The following is a 21642-nucleotide window of genomic DNA, read 5'->3' on the forward strand; positions in this document are numbered from 1 at the left end:
TTTATCACAAATTACTTTAAATTAATTACTTTTTTATCTTTCTTAAAACTACCTTCAGACGCCACTTAACTCCTGCCTCAATTCTGTATAAGCTCCACTTGCCTTCATAGCTTAGTTTTTTCTTTAATTTATTAATAATCTGCTTTTTTTGTTCACCATCAGATTCAGGGATTTTTATGTTATCAGGCAAAAGCTTTCTAACATTAATCTTCTTTGCACCCTTTGCCACATTAGCCTTACCCCATATTACATATTCTTCATTAGTAAACACGAAGTTTCTGCATCTTCCCTGAACACCCAGTGCCTCGTCATCATTTTTTATTTCCACATAAGCCGGAAAATGTTCCCTTACAAATTCATATACCTGGTACTTAAGAGGACTTATTTCCTCATTTCGTCTGTCCCATACTAACAGCACTGAGAAATTTCCCATGCTTATTAATTTATATTCTTCCAATGCCCTGTATGCATCATCCATATTTTGTGGTTTTAATGCAAAGTAAGCATAGTCAAAAGTATCCTGTTCACAGCATTCTAAGCATTTAGTAAATGAGGCATACTTTGCCATGGACATAAATCTGTCCCTTAAAGGCTCTGCATGAAAAGGTTTATCAAGAGGCTGTCCTCTTCTTAAAACAAAATCAAGAGGAACCGTCTCAAATAACTTAAGCTTTGATTTTATTCCTAATAGCACTTCCATTCCCTTATCATTATTGGCAATTATAAGAGAGGTTCCCTTGTCATCATTAAAATCCGGGTTATATTTAAAAACTCCCCAGAAATCTCCAAGAGTAATATCTCCCTGCCTTGGAAGGGTTGCATAATTACAGGTCTGACAATGAGGTCTCACAGTAAAGGCTCTTGTAAAAGCACGGTAAAACTTATCTTCCGCCTTTATTTTTCTGTATTCACTTCCATCTTCATACTTAACTGTCATTCCTGTGGAATTAATTTCCCACTTGTAAATGTCTTTATCTCTAAATCCTACGTATTTGACCTTTTTATCTTTATGAACATCATCCATATATTTCTTAAAGCTTCCCGGTGTAGGCCCACCGTGGCATAAAAGGTCAATAGTTATAAGTTTGTCGTATTTTTTTCCAAGAAATCTTTTAAATCCGGCTATCTGGCATCCGCATCCTGCGTACAATGCACTTCTTCCTTCATCTAAGGCTTTCTTAACTTCCTTAAAAGTGTCTTTTGTAATACTTTGTATATATTTAGAGCTTCGTAGTTTTTCCAGACCTTCTTTTGTGTCAACTACAATATGGGAAATATTGAAATCATCATCAAAAGCTGCTCCGCAAACTACTCCTCCCTCATCTATAATTTGTTCTGCAATAATGGTAAAAATACCACCTGAAGAACTTTTCTTTCTTATTTCGTCATTTCCAAATCCCGCAAAGCATTTAGGCTCTTTGAAATTATCTGAATAAGGATGTAATCCCGGACAGGTTCTTGAACACTTGCCACACTGAATACACTTGTTAAAGTCTATTTTAGGATAAATTGCTCCCTCATCATCAAATTCCATTGTTATGGCATCTACAGGGCATACCCCATAGCATGCTCCACATCCGCAGCATTCTTTTTTAAGCACCTTTTTAACTGTTTTATCTGTATCCTTCGGCTTTTGAAGTGCCTCTTTAAGCCATGTCATCGAACGGTGTTTTTCCATGGAAATAATCTTATTGTGTTTGTTTCTATCGTATGTTTCTAACAAGTCACATCTCTTTGTAATTTCACCGGGACCGGTAAAATATCTCTCTTTTATGTCTAACATTTCAGAAAGTGAATTAAATCTTGCGGCACCACGGTTTTCATTGTTTATAATCACAAAAGGTGTTCCAAATATTGCCGCAAAGCTTGCCCCATGACAGGAATCAGTAACTACGCATTTAGCATTTTTAATGTAATAAAGCCAGTCCTGGGTAGTTATGTCCGAAACAGTATTTGGAAGATTTAAAGCCTTCTTAAATCTTTCAAATTTGTTTGGATTTCCATCTAATATATTAATAAGCTTCAGATTTTTCTTTTCTGAAATTTTTAAAAGACTTTCCCTGATTTCATCTGTAGGATTTAAAATATAAGCCAGCATGTAATCTTCCTGTATGTCAAGATTGCTTTCCTTTACTAGCTCATTGTAGTCATTTTCATCTAATAAAAAAACAGGGTCTAACACCTGGGTTCCTTTTATTCCAAACTCATCCTTTAAAACCCTTACACCGCTTTCTTCCCTGACAGATATGGCATCAAACTTCTGAAGTTCCCTGGTAACTCCTGCCACCTTTTCTAAAGGCGTAAAGGAAACTTCGTGTCCAAAAGATGATGCGTAGGCAATTCTTTTTTTGTCAGAATTTGCAAAATCAAGATAGTAATTGAGTCCATAGCTTTTTGCAATGGTGAAATTCCACACCTGGTCGCATCCTAACATAAAAGTGTCACAGTAATTGTTTAGCACTTTCATGTCCTCTACAGGAAGGGATGGAGCAAAATTCTTATAATGTGTCTTTGCAAAAACTCTTGCATGAGATGTATCATCTAATTCAAATTCAAAGCCCTTTGTTTCCACTGCCTGTTTATCCAACATTAAAACTGAATAGCCAAGTCTTGACAAAACAGTATTAAGGGCATAATAGGTCATGACGCTACCGTAGTTAGCGCCATACCACATGCCCATTATTCCAATATCAAATTTTTGTGTTCCCAGTATATCAAATACTTTCTGTTCACTTTCCGTCATGAAACCACCTGTTAATCTATTCCAAGATATTTTTTCCAGAAGTCTTCGCTTACAAGTTCCTTGTATCTTTCCCTATAGCTCTTTGCCGCTGCATCATACTTTTCGTCTATAAGCTTCATTGCCTGCTTCATTACTTTTCTGCCACGGAAGAATTCTTTTCTGTCCCTTGCTATATAAATTGCGTTCTGGTAATTGTCTGTAACAATATATTCCCCAATTCTGAATAATTTATAAACGCTTCCATAAGGTGCGTTAACGGTAACCTTATCCTTTTTAACCGGGAAGAAATATCCGTTAAGGGTTATTTTGTGGAGCAATCTTGAAATAAACGGAAGCTTGTAATCTCCCTGCTCGCCACTTACTAATTCTTCCTCTGTAAGTCCCTTATATCCGATATAATCTTCAATCTTTTTAGCCTTATAGTTCATTCCTATAAGTTCCTTGTGAAGCTTCTCACTGTCTGTTTCTAACAACCAGTCAATTCCCTTACAGAAATCCTCTGCCGCCCTGTAGTTATATTCAATATACTTGTAACGGTATCTTGAAATATTAACCCATATTGCACGCTTAACCGCTTTCTTAAAATCTTCCTTTGTGTAATCAGGGCACTGAATTGCATTAATAATAGCCTCATTTCTAATGTCATAATAATCTAGCATTCCAGGCATTTTTCCTGCAAAAGCTTCATGCCAGATACAAATTCCGTTAATAAGAATAAATCTGCCACGTCCTACTCTTAAACCATACTCAATATCATCTCTGTGAATAAATATTGGTAACGGAAGATTGTTATCATCAATTTCTGAAAGTGGTATACAGCAGTACCACCATCCTGTATATTCAATAGGCTTGTCTTCAATTTCTGATTCAAGCACCATATCTAATTGTCTAATATCCAAATCATTCTTTAATGCCTTTATTTTACCTTTATTCCACTGTGCTCCTGCTTCAAACTGAAGATATGGAACATTAAGAACCAAAAGTTTTCCTCCGATTGTATGTCCGAAGTATTCAGGCTTTAAATATGATAATAAAATATAATTTAATTCTATTGCAGCTGAACTGATAGTTGCATCATCATCCATTAAAAGTACATGGGTAAATCCCATTTCCTTCTGGCGTTTCTTTGTTTCAATAATACCTCTTGTGAAACCACCAACTCCACCAAGGTTTGCGTTCTTGCTTACTGTTATAAATTCATTTGAATCTACAATTCCGTCAAGGGATGATGCATTATCTGAAATGTGAATCCACAGATTTCTGTATAAAGGTGAATCCTCATTTTCCAAAATATCATGGAAAATAATTCCCATATTTCTCTTAACGTACTTTTCACGCTTAAATGTACATATATCTATGGCAAGCTTTACTGTCTGTGTAGGCTCCATGTCTACTGTGTCATATGAACCGCCATATATTGTAACTTCACTATCCTTTGCTTCGATTTCAGCATAATAAATTCCTTCATCAGCCAGTTTACCAAAATCAAACACTGATTTCTGTCTTGTTTCATTGTTTACATCAAAGGACTTAATTTCATTAACTTTAATGTCATTACCTTCTTTTTGTGCATGCATTAATTTAACAGTGGCACTTCCTTCCATGTCAAGTAATAATGAAATAGTATCAATTACTGTGTACTTTGCCCATTTTCCAACAGAAAAACTGTTTGAGTAAGTATCAAGTGAAACCTTTCCTCCTTTATGGATTTTTATGCCGCTTTCTTCGTTTCCGAAAAACTCAGCATTTTCCATTCTGCAGTAAATCGATGCAGTCTCTAAATCATAGCTTTCCTTGTTTTTCATTAACTCTTCATCTGCGCATATAATTTCTTTATATGCAATGTCCTGTAAAATTAATTTCTGTATTCTCATCTTTTCTTCTCTCTTATTCACTTTCTATATTTTTATAGGTTATGTTATTAACCTTTACTAACTTTTTTGTTTAATATAATAACAAAATCTTGCCAGCGGATATGCCTTGTATCCTGTTTTTCTAAGTATCCTTACAGCCGAATTAATATTTGACTGATAGATTGCAGGATAATTGCTCTTTATTTTTTCATCAATAACTTTCATATCCTTAGAAACCTTTTTTGAAAATGGAAAACTTAAATATATTTTCATTCTGCTGGCCACTAATCTTGCAATTACATTTTCAATGTATTTTTTCTTTGAATCTGCAATGTTTAGTTCTACATTTTCATCGTAGAACTTAAGTAGTGCCTTAAGCACCCTGTCAAAATTAGTGGAATTGCGTTTCATTTTTTCCACATTCATGCTTTGGTTTGGCAACCCTATTCTGTACTGATATACAAAATCCGGAATAAACTTTACCGTGTTTATATATGGTATTGGATAAACAACAAATTCCATATCAACATAAAAGCAGTTTTCATCGATTTTCCTTATTTGTCTGAGAATATCCATCTTAACAGTATATCCGTGCATTTTGAGGAAAATTTCATGGGGCAGCTTTTCAAAATTATATTCCCTGTTGTAAACCACACCATCAAAAGGCTTTTGAAATTCCACTGTCTTCTTTCCTGTGTCATTGTCTACCCAGTAATAATTGGAGTAAACCAAATCGCAATCATCTTTTTTAAGTGTTGCTATAAGGTTAATCATAGATTTTGTATCCACCCAGTCATCACTGTCTACCACTTTAAAATATTTTCCTGTGGCATTTGCTATTCCTGTATTTATGGTTGAACCGTGGCCACCATTTTCCTTATTTATTAATTTAAAAGTATCCGGATATTTCTCTGTATATTCCTTAGCAATGATAGGAGATGAATCTGTAGAACCATCGTTTACTATTAAAATCTCCATATCATCTATTATTTCCGGTATTATAAAAGAATCCAGACACTGTTTTAAATATTTTTCCACATTGTATGTTGGAATTGTTACTGACAATATCTTTGACATTTTATCTTCCCTTCACAATTCTTGCAAGTAATCTTGGCAAAACCGTTATGGCATGTCCCGCTTTATAAGAAAAAGAATCATACACTTCCTGCACTCTGCCTTCAAGCTCTCTCTTTTCTTCTTCCTTTACCCTTAATTGTTCATCCCTGTCTTTTATCTGATTTTTCAGGTCTTCAATTTCACCTTTTAAATTATCAATCCAGTTAACATGATTTTTTATGTCTTCTTTTATTTGCATAATAATAGGATTATATACCTTATATATGTCCTTATTATTTTCATCTAACATATTAACATCTATATAATTCATGGTTTTAAGCATCTCTTCAAAAACATCACAGGCATATTCCTCAAAGAAAATACTGTCTCCTAACAACTGTCTGTACTCATCATTTAATCTTCGTATTGTCAGGTTATGAAGCTTTTTCAATCCATATTTCGATGATATCTGAAGATTATCACTTATTCCCTTTAATAAATCACAAACCTTTTGTCTGTTCCATTTTATTTCAGTATGACCATATCTGTAACAATATGCCGGCTTATCTACTCCGTAAAAACGCCTTGCCGCTATCATTGCCTCCACAAAAAACGGCGGGTCCTGATATCTCACATATTTTTTAAAGCTAATATGATTTTCCGTCAAAAGACTTTTTTCAAATATAAATCTCTGATATCCGAAATCAAACTGATAATCAGTATATTCAATAACACCGTCTTTTTCAAAATGATAGCCAAAATATCTGTCAGGGAATTTTTCATTATAAATTCCATCGTGATAGTCCATAAAACTTCCACCTGCAATGCTGACATTATTTTTCTCAGCTCCCACATAAAGCGTTTCCAATATTTCCTTATCAGGATACCAGTCATCAGGATCCATGAAAATAACATATTTTCCGGATGCTTCTTCTATTCCCAGATTTCTGGCACAAGAAACCCCCTGATTATTCTGTTTTATAACTCTGATTCTGGAATCTCTGTTACAATATAGCTTTAAAACTTCCTCTGAGCCATCTGTAGAGCCGTCATCAATACACAATATTTCTATTTCCCTTAAAGTTTGAGACACTATACTGTCTAAACACTGGGGAAGATATTCTTCCATATTGTATATTGGAATTATTACAGAAATTTTTATCATTTACTTAATCCTTCCCTTTAATTATTTCCCATACTTTTTAAACCCATTGTAGGTATACGCACAAAAATAGAATGCGGTCTTTATTAATCCGTATCCTAAATATCTGTAACATCCTATCTGCATCTTTGCTGACTTAAATTTGTTTCGGGACTTTCCATTTTCACTTAATCTGCTACACAAAAACGGAACATCTATTCCATATACACGATTATATTTCCTTAAAATCTCCATCCACATAATGTAATCTTCATGGAGTTCATCGTGACACATATAAAATTCCTCTGCCAGTTTCTTTTTCATTACAACTGACGAACACGGTATATAATTTGTCCTAAGCATCATTTTATATGTTATTTTTTCAGGGATAGGAATTACCTTTCCTGTTGTACTGCCATCAGCATTCATTAATTCTCTTCCGGTGGCTGTAAAAGATAAATTATTTTCTTTCATAAAAGCAATTTGCTTTTTTAACTTGCCTTCCTTCCACCAGTCATCTGCATCTAAAAATGCAATGTATTCACCTTTTGCTTTTTTAATACCAAGGTTTCTTGCCTCAGCCACACCCATGGACCTGCCGCTAGTTAACAACCTTACGGAAACACCGTTATTAAGATTGTTTTCTCTAGTGGAAATCCTGCATGCCATATCTAAAACTATATTTTTTGTGGCATCGGTAGAATTATCATCTATAACTAATATTTCAATTGAAAAATCCCCCTCCTGTGTGCAAACGGAGTCTAGAGCCTTTTCAATATATTTCTCTTCATTGTATGCTGGCATAATAACCGAAATCATTGTCATTTTTTTATTTTCTGCCATTTTTCTTTCCTATATTTAATACGAATAATTCTTTTCCTATCTCTTATACCATATTTACACTATGATAACAAGTAAATTTGCATAATAAACCTCTTTAATTATACTGTCTATTGGCAAAAAAGTCATCATAAATTTTATCCGTTGCAAATACCACAATGTTATTGCGTCAAATGCCTCATTGATTTATAATCTTAACTAGTTATATTTTTACATATAAGACTGTAATGCCTTTATTTTTTGCAGTCAAAAGGAGATTTTCTATGAAAAAAGATTACTTAATGGGTAACGGTGCCATTGCCCTTGGGGCACTTGCCGCAGGAATAAATCTTGTGTCAGGCTACCCCGGCACACCGTCATCTGAAATACTTGAAACAGTAAGTAAATATAAGCAGGGAGATGTACACGTAGAATGGTCTGTCAATGAAAAGGCAGCCTTAGAACTGGCGGCTTCTGCTTCCTATGCCGGAGCCCGTACTTTAGTTACCATGAAGCAGGTGGGACTAAATGTTGCCTCTGACCCCCTTATGTCTCTTGCATATGTTGGTGTAAAAGGTGGTATGGTTATAGTTTCTGCTGATGATCCAGGTCCAATTTCTTCCCAGACAGAACAGGACACAAGAATGTTTGCATCATTTTGCCGCATTCCTGTTTTTGATCCTTCCTCACCGGAAGAAGCATTTTCAATGATTCAGGATGCCTTTGACTATTCCGAAAAGTATAAAACACCTGTACTTTTCCGCCCTACTACCCGTGTATGTCACGCATATGCGTCTATAGACATTCCTGAAACAACAACGCCTAAATTGTATGATGGCTTTGTAAAAGATTCAAAACGTTGGGTTATTTTTCCAAAGCTTTCATTTATGAATCACGCCATGATTGAAAAAAGAAATCCTCTTATTGGTGACGATTTTTCTACATATTCCAAAAATATTGTTACAGGCAGTGGAAAGAAGGCTGTTTTTACAGGTGGTATAAGTTATGCTTATGCTAAAGAATATCTACAGGATTATCCTGAAGTTAAGCTTTGTAAAATTTCCACTCCTTATCCATTTCCTGAAAAGTTTGTTTTATCATGCCTTGAAGGAGTAGATGAGGTTATATGCCTTGAAGAGCTTAGTCCTTTCATTGAAGCTGAGGTGACTAAATTAATTGGTAAGCACAGGCTTAATATAAAGGTATATGGTAAGGAAAGTGGTTATGTTAAAACCAGTGGAGAAAATTCAGCAGATTATGTGGCTAAGGTTTTAAGTGATTTTCTTAAAATTCCTTCACAGGAAGCAGGAATTTATTTAGGTGATATGCCTGATTTACCTGTCCGTCCTCCTGTTTTATGTGCAGGATGCCCCCACCGTGCCTCATTTTATGCGGTGAAAAAGGCAATGGAAGGTAAGAATGCTTATTTTTGTGGTGATATAGGATGTTATACCTTAGGAAATGCAATGCCTCTTGACATGGTAGACACCTGTCTTTGTATGGGTGCAGGAATTACAATGGCTCAGGGTTTTCACTGGGTAGATAAGGAAGGTACCTGTTTTGCCTTTGTTGGAGATTCCACGTTTTTTGCCTCCGGCATGACCGGTATTGTTAATGCTGTATACAATGAAGCTGACATGATTCTTTGCGTTCTTGACAATTCAACCACAGCCATGACAGGACATCAGCCTCACCCCGGAACCGGAAAAAACATGATGGGTGATATTGTTGATAAGATAAGTATTGAACATATATTAGAAGGCATGGGAGTTAAGAAGATTGTTACGGTTAATCCTCTTGATTTAAATAAATCAGTTGAGGTTATTAAGGACTGTGCCTCTCTTCCGGGTGTAAAAGCCATTATTTTTAAATCACCATGCATTGCACTGTTTAAGCCTGAAAAGAAGCTTTGTATATCCGATAAATGTATTCAGTGTAAGAAATGTATTCGGGAAATCGGTTGTCCTGCAATAAGTACGGTAAAGGGAAAGGTTACCATTAACGAAGATCTTTGTACCGGTTGTGGCTTATGTAGTCAGGTATGCCCGGTAAATGCTATTGGAGGTGATTTAGATGAATAAAGATATTTTATTATGTGGTGTAGGCGGTCAGGGAACTGTTCTTGCCTCAAAGCTTATTGCCTCAGCTGCAATGCATTTGGGAAACACCGCCCACTCTGCCGAAACCATTGGTATGGCTCAGCGTGGTGGTTCAGTTACAAGTCATATCAGAATCGGTAACAGAGCATTTTCGCCTCTTATTCCTTTAGGAAAGGCAGATATTATTTTAGCTTTCGAGCCTTCAGAAGCCGTTAGAAATCTTTGTTACTTAAAGCAGGACGGAATTGTTATTGTAAATAGCGTTCCCGTTAAACCTACTACAGAGTCATTAAATGATTCAACTTACGACGGTGTGGAAATGATAGAATATTTAAATAAAAAATGTAAATGCGTTGTGGTTGACGCTGATGAATTATGTAAACCGTTTGGTAGCTCAAAATTTTTCAATGTAGCTATCTTAGGGGTTGCAGTTGGAACTAATGCCACGGGGCTTAATGCTGATACTATTATGTATGAGATTGAACACAGGGTACCGGAACGTTTTGTAGAAACAAATAAAGCGGCTTTTCTTGCCGGCATAAAGATTGGAGAAAAATATGGAATTAACTAATATTCAATTGGAGCAGGTTGATGCTCAAATTAAACGTCTTTTAAATACAGACAGTTATTATGGAAATATTTATCGGAAAAAGGGAATTGACGGTGTTACTTCTCAGGAAGACTTTGAGAAACTTCCTTTTTCAAGTAAGGATGACTTAAGAAATGCTTATCCTTTAGGCATTCAGGCTGTGCCTGATGAAGATGTTGTAAGAATCCATTCTTCTTCAGGTACTACGGGAAAACCAGTTATTATTCCCTATACAGCCAAAGATGTGGATGATTGGGCAATAATGTTTGCAAGATGCTACGAAACTGCCGGTATCACAAAAAAAGACCGTATTCAGATTACTCCGGGATATGGACTTTGGACAGCAGGTATTGGTTTTCAGGCCGGTTGCGAAAAGCTTGGTGCCATGGCTGTTCCTTTGGGCCCGGGAAATACTGAAAAGCAGTTACAAATGATGATAGATTTGCAGTCAACTGTTATTACCGCCACTTCATCTTATGCCCTTCTTTTAGCCGAAGAAATCAACAGACGTGGTCTTAAGGATAAAATCAACTTAAAAAAAGGTGTATTCGGTTCTGAACGTTGGAGTGACAAAATGAGGGAAACCATTCGTGAAAGCCTTGGTATTGAACTATATGATATTTATGGTCTTACGGAAATTTACGGACCGGGTATTGGTATTACCTGTAAAAACGAATGTGGAATCCATTACTGGGATGATTATGTTTACATAGAAATCATTGACCCAGTTACCGGAAAGCCCGTTCCTGATGGAGAAGAAGGGGAAATTGTTATTACAACCTTGGTTAAAGAAGGAGCTCCTCTTATTCGTTTCCGTACCCATGATATTTCAAGGATTATTCCCGGAACATGTGCCTGCGGAAGTAAATATCCAAGACTTGACATTATTAAAGGTCGAAGTGATGATATGTTTAAGGTTCACGGTGTTAATATGTTTCCTAGCCAGATTGAAGACTTACTTTCAAATGTTGATGGAGTTTCATCTGAATATAATGTTACAATTGCTCATGACGATTCTAAAAATAAAGATATCATGATTGTAACTGTTGAAGCGGAAGGACGTGTTGATTTTGAAAAAACCGGAGCTACCATTAGAGAATTGTTTAAATCCAGAATTGGTGTGACTCCCAAAATCACAGTTGTTCCTGCGGGAACTCTTCCAAGAAGCGAAAAGAAAACAAAACGTGTTATTGATTACAGATATAATAACTAAATATTTATTGAATATAAAAGGGGCTGCGAATTGCAGCCCCTTTTACATCTATTCAGCTTTTTGCTGATAATTATTTAAAATCCTAATAAACACAATAAGTCCTACCATCAATGCTATTGCTATTGGAAGTACAATCCATGGATTCTGAACAAAACCTGCCAAAATAAATGATAGGAAAGATACTGCTGCTGCAACTATTGCATATGGAAGCTGTGTAGATACATGATTTACATGTTCACATTGTGCCCCTGCTGATGCCATAATAGTGGTATCCGAAATTGGTGAACAGTGGTCACCACATACAGCTCCTGCCATACATGCTGAAATAGCTAAAATCATGAGTTCATAATTGTCCTTCTGGAAAACAGCCACAACAATAGGTATTAATATGCTAAAGGTTCCCCAGGATGTTCCTGTTGCAAAAGCAAGGAAACATGCAACAAGGAAAATAATTGCCGGCAAGAAATTTACGAAATCTCCTGCTACTGACTTCATGGAATTAGCCACGAAGTCACTTGCTCCAAGGGAATCTGTCATAGCCTTAAGTGTCCATGCCATAATAAGTATCAAAATAGCAGGTACCATTGCCCTAAATCCCTCAACAAGACAATCCATACATTCCTTAAACGGTAACACCCTTCTAATTACGTATAACAATATGGTAATTACCAATCCAAAGAAACTTCCCAATGACAAACCTACTGATGCACTACTGTTGGAAAATGCCTCAATAAATCCTACTCCACTGAAGAATCCACCTGTATATATCATTCCAATAACACAACATACAACAAGACATATAATTGGAATTAACAGGTCTTTAACCTTACCTTTTTTCTCAGCACCATAATCCTCTGATGAATCAATTTCCTTTCCTGTTGTAAATAAATCACCATTTTTTGCATTTTTTTCATGCTTTGCCATTGGTCCGAATTCAACTTTAAGTAAAACCATTGAAACCATCATAACAATTGTAAGAATTGCATAATAGTTATAAGGAATTGCTTTTACAAATAACGAAAGACCATCTTCTCCCTCTACGCATCCGCTAACTGCTGCTGCCCATGAAGAAATTGGTGCAATTATACACACCGGTGCAGCTGTTGCATCAATTATGTACGCAAGCTTCGCACGGGAAATATTATGTTTATCCGTAACAGGTCTCATAACACTTCCTACTGTAAGGCAGTTAAAATAGTCATCAATAAAAATCAAAACTCCCAATAAAATTGTTGCTAACTGAGCTCCCACTCTTGTTTTAATATGCTCTCCTGCCCATTTACCAAAAGCTGCCGAGCCACCTGCTTTGTTCATAAGTGCAACTATAGTTCCAAGGATTACAAGGAATATTAAAATTCCCACATGGTCACCGTCTGATAACACACTTACGAATCCACCTTTAAAAGCATGCATAACAACCGTTTCAGGATTTGTTCCATACAAAATTGCCCCTACTAAAATCCCTATAAAAAGTGAACTATACACTTCTTTTGTAATTAATGCCAATGCAATAGCTACCACCGGTGGCAAAAGTGCCCAAGCCGTAGCATATAATGACGGAACGTAATCTGCATCGTCCCCTGCCACAACTACCGTTGCACATATAAGTGTCATTAGTGCCACCAATGACATAAATACGGAAATCTTTTTAAGTTTCCATTTCTTCTGTGATTTTCCCATAATTTCCTCCTGTGGTATGTCAAATACGACTACCAAATATATTTGCACCTTCTATTGTAAGATACAAATATATTTTTCGCAATTAAAAATTAAAATATTTGTTACATTTCCGTCAGCTTTAATATTGTATACTCCAACTGCTTCTAAATTAATTGAAATAAAGGTCATCGCCACAATAACAATTAATCCAATTAATTTATTATCTAATTTCTGTTTGCTACTTCCTATGTAATTGCTCATATCTTCTCCTCTCATTCTACGCTACATAAGTTAATACCAAATTTAACCTGTTTTTTATGATACAATATTTTTTGAATTTTGGTGAAGCCATTAGGTAATGATTAAAACCGGCTTTGCACTAAATATAAGTAAAACCGCAGTTTCCTGTAAAAATACACTTAATGTACTTGCACATAGAACTACGGTTTTTATAATTTTAATTTATTCTATTTTATTTTAACTTTTTTAACTTTTGACCATTTCTTTGCTCCTACTGCCATTACCCTTACATAAAGCTTTTTCTTTCCCTTAAGCTTTCTGCTCTTTATTACCACGGTAACTTTCTTCACGGTCTTTTTAAGCAAAACTTTCTTAAATTTCTTATTAGAGGCAATCTGAACTTTATACTTCTTTGCCCCTTTAACCTTCTTAAATTTAAGACTTAACTTAGCAGCTTTTTTCTTCTTAACCGCCTTAGTTATCTTAGTCTTTGCCAATGCTTTCTTCAGCGAATTAGGTTTTTTATTGCCATTATTAGTAGGCACTTCCACTGCATTCTTTGTTGTAGGATTTTCCACTGCCGGCTTTGTTGTAGGATTTTCCACTGCCGGCTTTGTTGTAGGATTTTCAGGAGTCTTTATTCCTAATTTGTAATCACCGTACAGGTGGTCATGGGCTCCATCAGTAGTAACTCCCTTATTCTTGTCCGGTTTCTCATCTTCTGTGTCTCTTAATATTTTCTGATATACCCTTACATAATCTACCTTCATAAGCCCTGATGTAAAACTATCATCAGGAACGTAACCGCTGTCAAAAGTTCCTCCTGCAGCCAGATTTAAAATCAGATAAAATCTCTGGTCAAAAGGTGCATAGGCATTTCCTCTGTCTGAGCCTGAATACCATTCCCCGTATGTGCATTTAAAATAGCACTTACCGTCACAGTATATCTTTATTATTTCTGCATCCCACACAACGCTGTATACATGCCAGTCTGCAATTCCTGTTTTTTTCTTTCCATCCTGCACCATATTAAATACATCTGATGTGTTTATATTGTTAGGCCACTGTGCGCCATAGTGAAGAGTACCAAAAACCATATCCGGTGTTCTTCCACGTCCCTCAAATACATCTATTTCTCCTGAAAGAGGCCATGAGCCATATCTTGAGTCATTTGGAAGCATCCACATTGCCGGCCATACACCTGTTCCTGTAGGCATTTTTGCCCTGAAATCCACTCTTCCGTATTTAACGGAAAATTTATTTTGAGTTGTAATTTTTCCTGATGAATATTTTGCAGTTGCCTTCTTTGTGGAATCATTTTTCTGTGAAAATTCCTTTGACTGCTTTTTCATAATAATATTCAAATTGCCATCTGAAACAGATACATTATCTTTTGTATAATACTCTAACTCCTGATTTCCCCATCCGGCAGTGTTAATATCATTTTCATCTAACAGAAAACCTTCCTGATAGTTCCACTTAGTTGTGTCAAGTTTATTTCCCGTAAACTCATCATTCCAAATCATTTTCCAGCCTGATGGTGTATAAGGATTTGAACTGTCTTCTACTGTTATATCTGCCATGTCTGATGGAAGCTTATCTTTATATGATGAATTTCCTTTTATTGTATATGTTACGGAATTTCCACTCATATCTCCGCCTTTCTTTCCATCTTTTGGGTAGCTTATTCTAATCTCTGTATCCCTCTTAACAGGCTGGAACCATAATCCATATATGTTATCAACAAAATATCCCCATTGCTGGCTTATGGAACTGTTATTAAATCCATTTCCCTGATAAACCCATCCGCTTGTGGCTACATCCGTAAGAGGAATCCATACATTATTTACCTTAACTTCATATTTAAACAGTTCCAAATCCTTTTTAATTGCACTGGTTCCTCCAATTTTAGGAAGTGGTATTCCTACAGATGCTGTTTCTACGGAACCTGCATCATAAGATGTTTTTCCATCGTAAGATGTAAGATTATAATTACTTCTTGCAGGCTCAGTATATGTAACATTTACGTCCTGATAAATACTGCTGTTACCTACTTTTTGGAAACGAAGGGTAAATGACCAGCCTATATTTTTAAACCAGTAACCTCCGTCACCCTCTGAATAATAACCAAAATTCTGATCCCATAAAAATCCTGATGAAGCATTGCTTAAAAATTTAACAAATCCCTTTCCATCATGATTATCTACCAAAATGTTAATATCATCCTGAACCTGTTCATATTTAATGTTTTTATCACCATTAAAAGTCCAAAGTCCCCAATGGGTTGCTGAACCTCCTGTTGAATCAGCTGTTATATTTGCCTCTGTTGTTGTAATACTTGTAAGCTTAAGCTTATCAAGTTTGTTTAATACAAGGTTATAAATTAAGTCAACATCATTTGTTTTTCCATGAAATTTAAGTTCAGTGGTTTCAGTTAATTTCATCCAGCATACCCAGCCACCCCAGCTTTGGTACTCCCATGCCCAGGTGTCATTCCATTTGAAATACTCAACATCTTCTATTTTTTTCCACTGTCCCTTTGTACCTTCCTGCTGTCTTACATATACCTGCAAATCCTTTTCCACGTCGGCAATTGACAGTTCGCTGCTTTCCTTGCCGTTAAATTTAGGCATAACAAATCCGTAACTTGCCTCTCCTACTGCCGAATGGGTAATCGTAGGGCCATTTTCTCCCGGATAATAGCTCATGGATGTAATTGCGGTAGTTGCTCCTAACACTTCTCCCGGCTGATTCCATCCGGGAACATTTGCCATTCCTAAAGTCAGCGCACAGGTTAATGCAACTGCCATAATTTTTTTTAAAAGCTTACTGAAATGTTTTTTCTTCCTTTCCATAATTTCCTCCTTTTCTTCCGCTCCTTGACTTTAATGTCATTTACAATACCCATTATACCAGTATCATTTTTTTATTACTATGTTTCATTTTTTATTTTAGGCGCAAAAAAAAAAGTTCCCTGACTATAGCTTATTTGCCATAATCAGAGAACTGCTTTACTTACTTATTTATTTAGGTCTTACTACAATACTTCCCCAGTTGTAATCTACCGGTTTGTATTCAGGGTCAACCACCTTTAATATGTTATTGTACAAATATTCGTGAGCTCTGTTGGTGCTCATCTTGCAATTATCATACAATAATTTTGATACTCTATATATTGAAAAATATGAAACACTACTGTATACATAACTTCCATCTGAAAGTTTTGCATATCCTCTTATTCGGTATTCCTGAGTATATGCCGCCTTGGTGCTTCCATTATCCTTCATTGTCATTACATAGTTGGTTGCCGTATCTGATGCAGAGAACTTTTTGTTAATAATACCTTTTTCCGTAGACTTAAAAGCCGCAACATATTTACTGGTGCTTCCAACTACCATATCTTTATTTTTAACTTCTCCGTTGTCTACAGCATAAATATTACCATACTCTACTACTTTCCTGCCATCGATTTCAGGTTCTACAGAGGAAACCGTTCTTAAGCCCCAGTTAGTCTGACTTATCTGGAATCCCTCAATATTTATCTTATCTGAAATAACAACATCTTCCTTTCCCTCAACACTTTTTACATCAAAGGCAATATTGTCAACATTTGCCACATGTTTATGTGAGCCATCATTCTTAAATACAATATATACATCATGAAGACCACTTATGGATTTTTCAAGCTGCTGACTTACAGTAGTATATGTACTCCAATTATCTCCTGTAACCGGAAGATTAATAGTTGCTACAGGTTCTCCTACCTTGCTGTCTATATACACCTGTGCATATCCGCCTGCATCACTCTTTTGTCCCGAATAGTTAAAGCTTACCTGAGATGCCAAACCGTTAAAGTACACACTGTCATATCTTACCCATGTATTATTTTTCACTCCACCAATGTTTTTGCCATCATTAACTATATGGTCGGACTTTGCATCAAACTCTTCTGCTTCTACTTTGCTTGCATCATGTATTTTAATTGTCTTCTTCTCAATGTCCACAATTCTACCCAATGACTGATAAGCTTTTAGAATTTCATCATCTGATGCTTCTCCATTATCATACACACTGCATGCCTCTTTTAAATTATTTTCAAGACGTTTTGCAATAGGCAGATATTCACCTGTGGTGTCTATTGATTTTGCTACATCAATGGCATTTTTTAAATCACTCTTTAATATTCCGTTATCCTTATATCCCAGCATCTCAACTTCTGACAAATAAGCATCTGTTCCTGTAAGAACAACTTTATATCTTGAGTATTTGCCCACTTTGTCTGCACTTATTCCAAATGGTCTTGTATACTTGCCCCAAACATTAAAGAACAAGCTGCCACTGTCATGGTAGTCTCCCAGTAAAACCCAGTTACCATCTTCATTATCGCCATACACCTGTGCCCTATCCGGTGTTCTTCCTGATTTTGATGATGTCAGAGTCAACATTCTTACAGCTTTTTTATCGGTAAACTTAAACATAAGTGTAGTTGTATTATCAACCTTTGTCTCTGTATCTGAATTATCATCAAATAAGTTATCCAATGTAGTCACTCCTGTACTTGAAGACTTATCGGCATCCTTTGAATAGTCCGTATATACTTGTGGCTTATTGTCACCTGTAGTTATGGATGTAAGGCTATCCTGTTCAAGTCCGCGCTCTTTATTAGATGTTGAGGACATATTAAATTCAATTGTTCCACCTTTAATTAAATCCTCGTATTTTATAAATGTTTTATCATACTTTTCTCCATTAACGTACATACTGTCTACATACACATTTTCCCTACTATTGTTATTTGCCTTAATTACCAGTTTTTTATTTCCTTCCAAATTAACAGTTACTTCTTCAAACTGTGGTGAACCGATAGCAAATTCATCATTTCCCATTGACAATGGATAAAAGCCGATGGAAGACAATACATACCATGCTGACATTTCACCATTATCTTCATCACCAATATAACCCTGCCCAAAGGTACTTCCTGCATAACATCTTGCAAGAATGTCTCTTACATACTTCTGTGTCTCCCACGGACGGGATGAGTACAGATACATATATGGAATATGATGGGCCGGCTGATTGCTGTGTCCATACTGACCCAGTTTTACTTCTCTTGCTTCCCTCTGTTCATGAATACCGCCAACACCATCCATGGCGCCATATCCAATATATCCTCCATCAGTTGTAAAGATTGTATCAAGCTTGTCTGCCAACTGGTCGCGACCGCCATATAAGTTTGCAAGTCCAAGTCCATCCTGTGGTACAGAAACTGCCATGTTAAATGCATTGGTTTCTGTATAATCTGCCCCCCACCAGAATGGATTAAATCCCGTATTATTGTCACTGTTTCCTAAATTCAAAGAACCGTCAGCTTTTCTTCCTCTCAACCATTTTGACGTGGCATCAAAACCAGAATTGTCAAATAAGAGGGAATAGTTCTTTGCTCTGTTTAGATAGTAGTAATATTCAGACATATAGTTTGCTTTCTTTGTTGCATCGTTCGTCTGACTTGCCAATTTCTTTGCCATCTGAGCAATTCCGTAATCGTTAATATATCCTTCCATGGACCATGAGAAATTTTCATTTTCATCAGCAGGTACATATCCGATAAAGTTCGAAATATTTAATTTCTTTCTTCCTCCATTTGTAAGGTTATCGGATACAGTAGCTGCATTTCTCAATGCGGACTTGTATGCATTTTCATAATCAAATGATATGCCCTTCACCATTGCATCGGCAAAAATAGCATCACTGCTTGTTCCCACCATACTGTTGGTTCCACCCGGTGCAATCCATCTTGGAACCCATCCTTGATCTTTATAATGCTGTACCAAACCGTTTAACAACTCTGTTGCTTTGGACGGTGTAAACAGTCCATACCCTGACCATGCAGTACGATATGTATCCCAGAAACCATTATTAATATAAATCTTTCCCTCCACAGGAGCTGCATTATCATCTTTGTAAGGGCTCTTGTATTTCCAAACCGGATTACTGTTTGACCCTGTATTTTCTGACATAAGATTTGGATAACAATACATACGGTAAATACAAGAATAAAGTGTAACTAACTGTTCATAATTTGCGCCTTTAACATCTGTGATAATTCCAAGCTGATTATCCCATTTAGACTGTGCCTTGTTATAAACCGTTTCAAAACTGTCTCCCCCAATTTCAAGCTTCAAATTCTTCTTTGCCTGATCATAGCTGATGTATGATGTGGCAAGTTTCATTGTAACTGTATTGGAATTAAAGGATGCAATACTTTTCCTGTCATTTATTTTAGTTCCCTTAGGAGTCTCACTAAATTCTCCGTAAATGTACATACGCTTCGAACCATTCCCTGTATGGTCAGAATATGTTTTAAATGTATTTCCACTATATTCGGTCCTACTTCCACCATTGGCACAATCAAAGATAACACTCTTGTTTGCCGTGTTATTATAAGTAAACCGTACCACTGCACCATGAGATGTCGGTGTCAGCTCTATCTGTGAATTTGCTGCATCGCCTCCATTGCCATCAAAAGAAACTTTATAATAATGCGCTTTTGCTACCTCATTATCATGACTAAAGTTTGCTTTTAACGTTCCCAATCCATAATCGTCATTTGTATTATAATCTTTGCTGGTATTTACCATAAATTGCCAGGTTCCTCTATCACCAACCCATATAGACGGTTCATGGCTTATTCTCATACAACGAAATTCATCTGTTTTCTGATATTCATAAGCCGAATTACTGCTTGCGTTGGTTGCAGGAATCCAAAAGTTGAATCCGTTTGGCACTGTTACTGCCGGAATTGTCAACCCTCTGGAGAAGTTTCCTGTATTGTTCGTTCCTCTTAGAATATTTACATAATCTGATAAATGAGAATATACCGGATAATCCTGATTATATATTTCAATGTCATCAAAATATGTCTGGAATTTTGCTAAAGCCCCCGCATTATGAGCTTTCATATCGTACACAACCAAAATCTTTTCAATGACTTTTCCCCTTGCCACATCACCAATTTTGCTGTAAATTTCATTCCACTGTTGTGCCACCAGTGTACGACTATCTCCCTGAGACTGTGCATCCACCTTATTTCCATTTTGATCAATTGCACCTAACTCACTTAAATAAGTTCCATCCTTAAACTTTAAATCCACAGCCATATGCATCTGTGTATATTCATAGTCATATTCGTCTCCATTAGACATGGAAGGAAAAATTACATATCTTAAATTTGTATTATCACTTACTGTAAGATTCAAGTTGTCATAAATAACATTATAAGAATATGCATGACCAGTTCCTACATGAGCTCCCTTGCATACAAGAGAGTGGCTTCCTGTCCAACCCACATTGGATTTTTGATTCCATGCATCGCTCGGTCCGGAAGTAATCTCACTATTCATTTTGCTAATAGAAGCACCAACTTCCTGACACTTGCCTGTTGCAAGAATAAACTCTGAAAATTGTGTCATGGAACCACCATTTTTATTTGCTGTAATCCGCAATCTATACTGGCTATATGCTGTGCTGTTATCCAATTCAAAATAATTTTGTTTATATCTGCCATTAAACACCTGATTTGTTTTATTGTCGATGGTTACCCAGCTTTCATTATCCGAATTTCTACCCTGAAGACTCCAATTCTTAGGGTCTCTTCCGGAAGCATCATTCGCAGAAGTTATCGCATACGATTTTATAACCTGTTGACTCTTTAGTTTTACAATAACTTCCGACGGCTTTGCCTCAGTTAAATATTTTGTTCCAGAGTCTCCGTCAAACAAATTTTTCAAAACTTCATTATCATTTTTCGCGGCACTTCCCGAGTAACTCTCGATTTCACCGGATAAATTTCCATTTATCTGATACCTTAGTTCATTTGTCGCAATATTGGCGGTGCCCTTCTTATCATCTACTGTAGAAGTTTTAAATCCATCTGCTGATTCAAAGGATGTAGACCACAAAACGTCCTTATTATAATCCGAATCAATCACTTTTGCTTCTACTGATGTCTCTCTGTATGACATGCCTACCGGAAAAGTCATACTCAAAACTAAGGCAAATGAAACAACTTTTTTCAAATGCTTTTTCATCATATTTCCTCCTCCCTTTCCTTTTACATTTACCAGGCGTTTGCGAAACGCCAAAATCACTGGCATTGCATATGCCACTATCCTTTTCATATAGTTCTCCTTTCTAGGCGTTTGCGAAACGCCAAAAGCCGCATAAATAC

General features: G+C 36.2%; 12 protein-coding genes. 3 read left to right on the top strand and 9 right to left on the bottom strand.

Annotated features, from left to right (window positions below; genetic code table 11):
- Positions 1-25 precede the first annotated feature (25 nt).
- From H8S00_RS00610 to H8S00_RS00630, 5 genes are read right to left on the bottom strand one after another with little or no spacing between them, the layout of a single operon-like run.
- Positions 26-2743 carry a polysaccharide pyruvyl transferase family protein gene (locus tag H8S00_RS00610; protein WP_186839787.1) on the bottom strand — a complete coding sequence of 906 codons (2718 nt, stop codon included), beginning with the start codon at positions 2741-2743 and terminating at the stop codon, positions 26-28.
- An 11-nt stretch (positions 2744-2754) separates the two neighbouring features.
- Positions 2755-4617, bottom strand: coding sequence for a hypothetical protein (locus tag H8S00_RS00615; protein WP_186839788.1), 1863 nt, complete (start codon positions 4615-4617; stop codon positions 2755-2757).
- Positions 4618-4674: 57 nt separating this feature from the next.
- Positions 4675-5673, bottom strand: coding sequence for a glycosyltransferase family 2 protein (locus H8S00_RS00620; RefSeq protein WP_186839789.1), 999 nt, complete (start codon positions 5671-5673; stop codon positions 4675-4677).
- 1 nt (position 5674) lies between these two features.
- Positions 5675-6817: a glycosyltransferase family 2 protein gene (locus tag H8S00_RS00625; protein WP_021953662.1), complete on the bottom strand. Its 1143-nt coding sequence runs from the start codon at positions 6815-6817 to the stop codon at positions 5675-5677.
- Between the two features lie 21 nt (positions 6818-6838).
- Positions 6839-7636 carry a glycosyltransferase family 2 protein gene (locus tag H8S00_RS00630; RefSeq protein WP_243169522.1) on the bottom strand — a complete coding sequence of 266 codons (798 nt, stop codon included), beginning with the start codon at positions 7634-7636 and terminating at the stop codon, positions 6839-6841.
- 260 nt (positions 7637-7896) lie between these two features.
- On the opposite strand from H8S00_RS00630, the gene iorA reads away from it, so the two are divergent.
- Genes iorA through H8S00_RS00645 form a run of 3 tightly spaced genes read left to right on the top strand, consistent with a single transcriptional unit; the run spans position 7897 to position 11513 of the window.
- Complete coding sequence (iorA, locus tag H8S00_RS00635; RefSeq protein WP_186839790.1) at positions 7897-9693, top strand: indolepyruvate ferredoxin oxidoreductase subunit alpha; 1797 nt, start codon at positions 7897-7899, stop codon at positions 9691-9693.
- Positions 9686-10282 carry an indolepyruvate oxidoreductase subunit beta gene (locus H8S00_RS00640; protein ID WP_021953659.1) on the top strand — a complete coding sequence of 199 codons (597 nt, stop codon included), beginning with the start codon at positions 9686-9688 and terminating at the stop codon, positions 10280-10282. The genes iorA and H8S00_RS00640 overlap by 8 nt, the downstream gene beginning before the upstream one ends.
- Positions 10269-11513 (top strand): phenylacetate--CoA ligase family protein, encoded by a 1245-nt coding sequence (locus tag H8S00_RS00645; RefSeq protein WP_021953658.1) that lies wholly within the window; start codon positions 10269-10271, stop codon positions 11511-11513. Before H8S00_RS00640 ends, H8S00_RS00645 begins: the two co-directional genes overlap by 14 nt.
- Positions 11514-11561: 48 nt before the next feature.
- Here the strand turns inward: H8S00_RS00645 and H8S00_RS00650 are convergent, their stop codons facing one another.
- The 4 genes from H8S00_RS00650 to H8S00_RS00665 form a co-directional block, all read right to left on the bottom strand.
- A complete protein-coding gene (locus tag H8S00_RS00650; RefSeq protein ID WP_366459132.1) occupies positions 11562-13193 on the bottom strand; it encodes a Na+/H+ antiporter NhaC family protein in 1632 nt (543 codons plus the stop codon).
- A gap of 51 nt (positions 13194-13244) precedes the next feature.
- Entirely contained in the window at positions 13245-13433 is a 189-nt protein-coding gene (locus H8S00_RS00655) for a hypothetical protein (RefSeq protein ID WP_118589167.1), read from the bottom strand.
- Between the two features lie 206 nt (positions 13434-13639).
- Positions 13640-16267, bottom strand: coding sequence for a glycoside hydrolase family 16 protein (locus H8S00_RS00660; RefSeq protein ID WP_118589168.1), 2628 nt, complete (start codon positions 16265-16267; stop codon positions 13640-13642).
- A 168-nt stretch (positions 16268-16435) separates the two neighbouring features.
- Complete coding sequence (locus H8S00_RS00665) at positions 16436-21592, bottom strand: GH92 family glycosyl hydrolase (RefSeq protein ID WP_158576805.1); 5157 nt, start codon at positions 21590-21592, stop codon at positions 16436-16438.
- Positions 21593-21642 lie beyond the last annotated feature (50 nt).

Source organism: Eubacterium segne, assembly GCF_014287775.1.
In the GTDB taxonomy this organism is placed as follows: domain Bacteria; phylum Bacillota; class Clostridia; order Lachnospirales; family Lachnospiraceae; genus Eubacterium_G; species Eubacterium_G segne.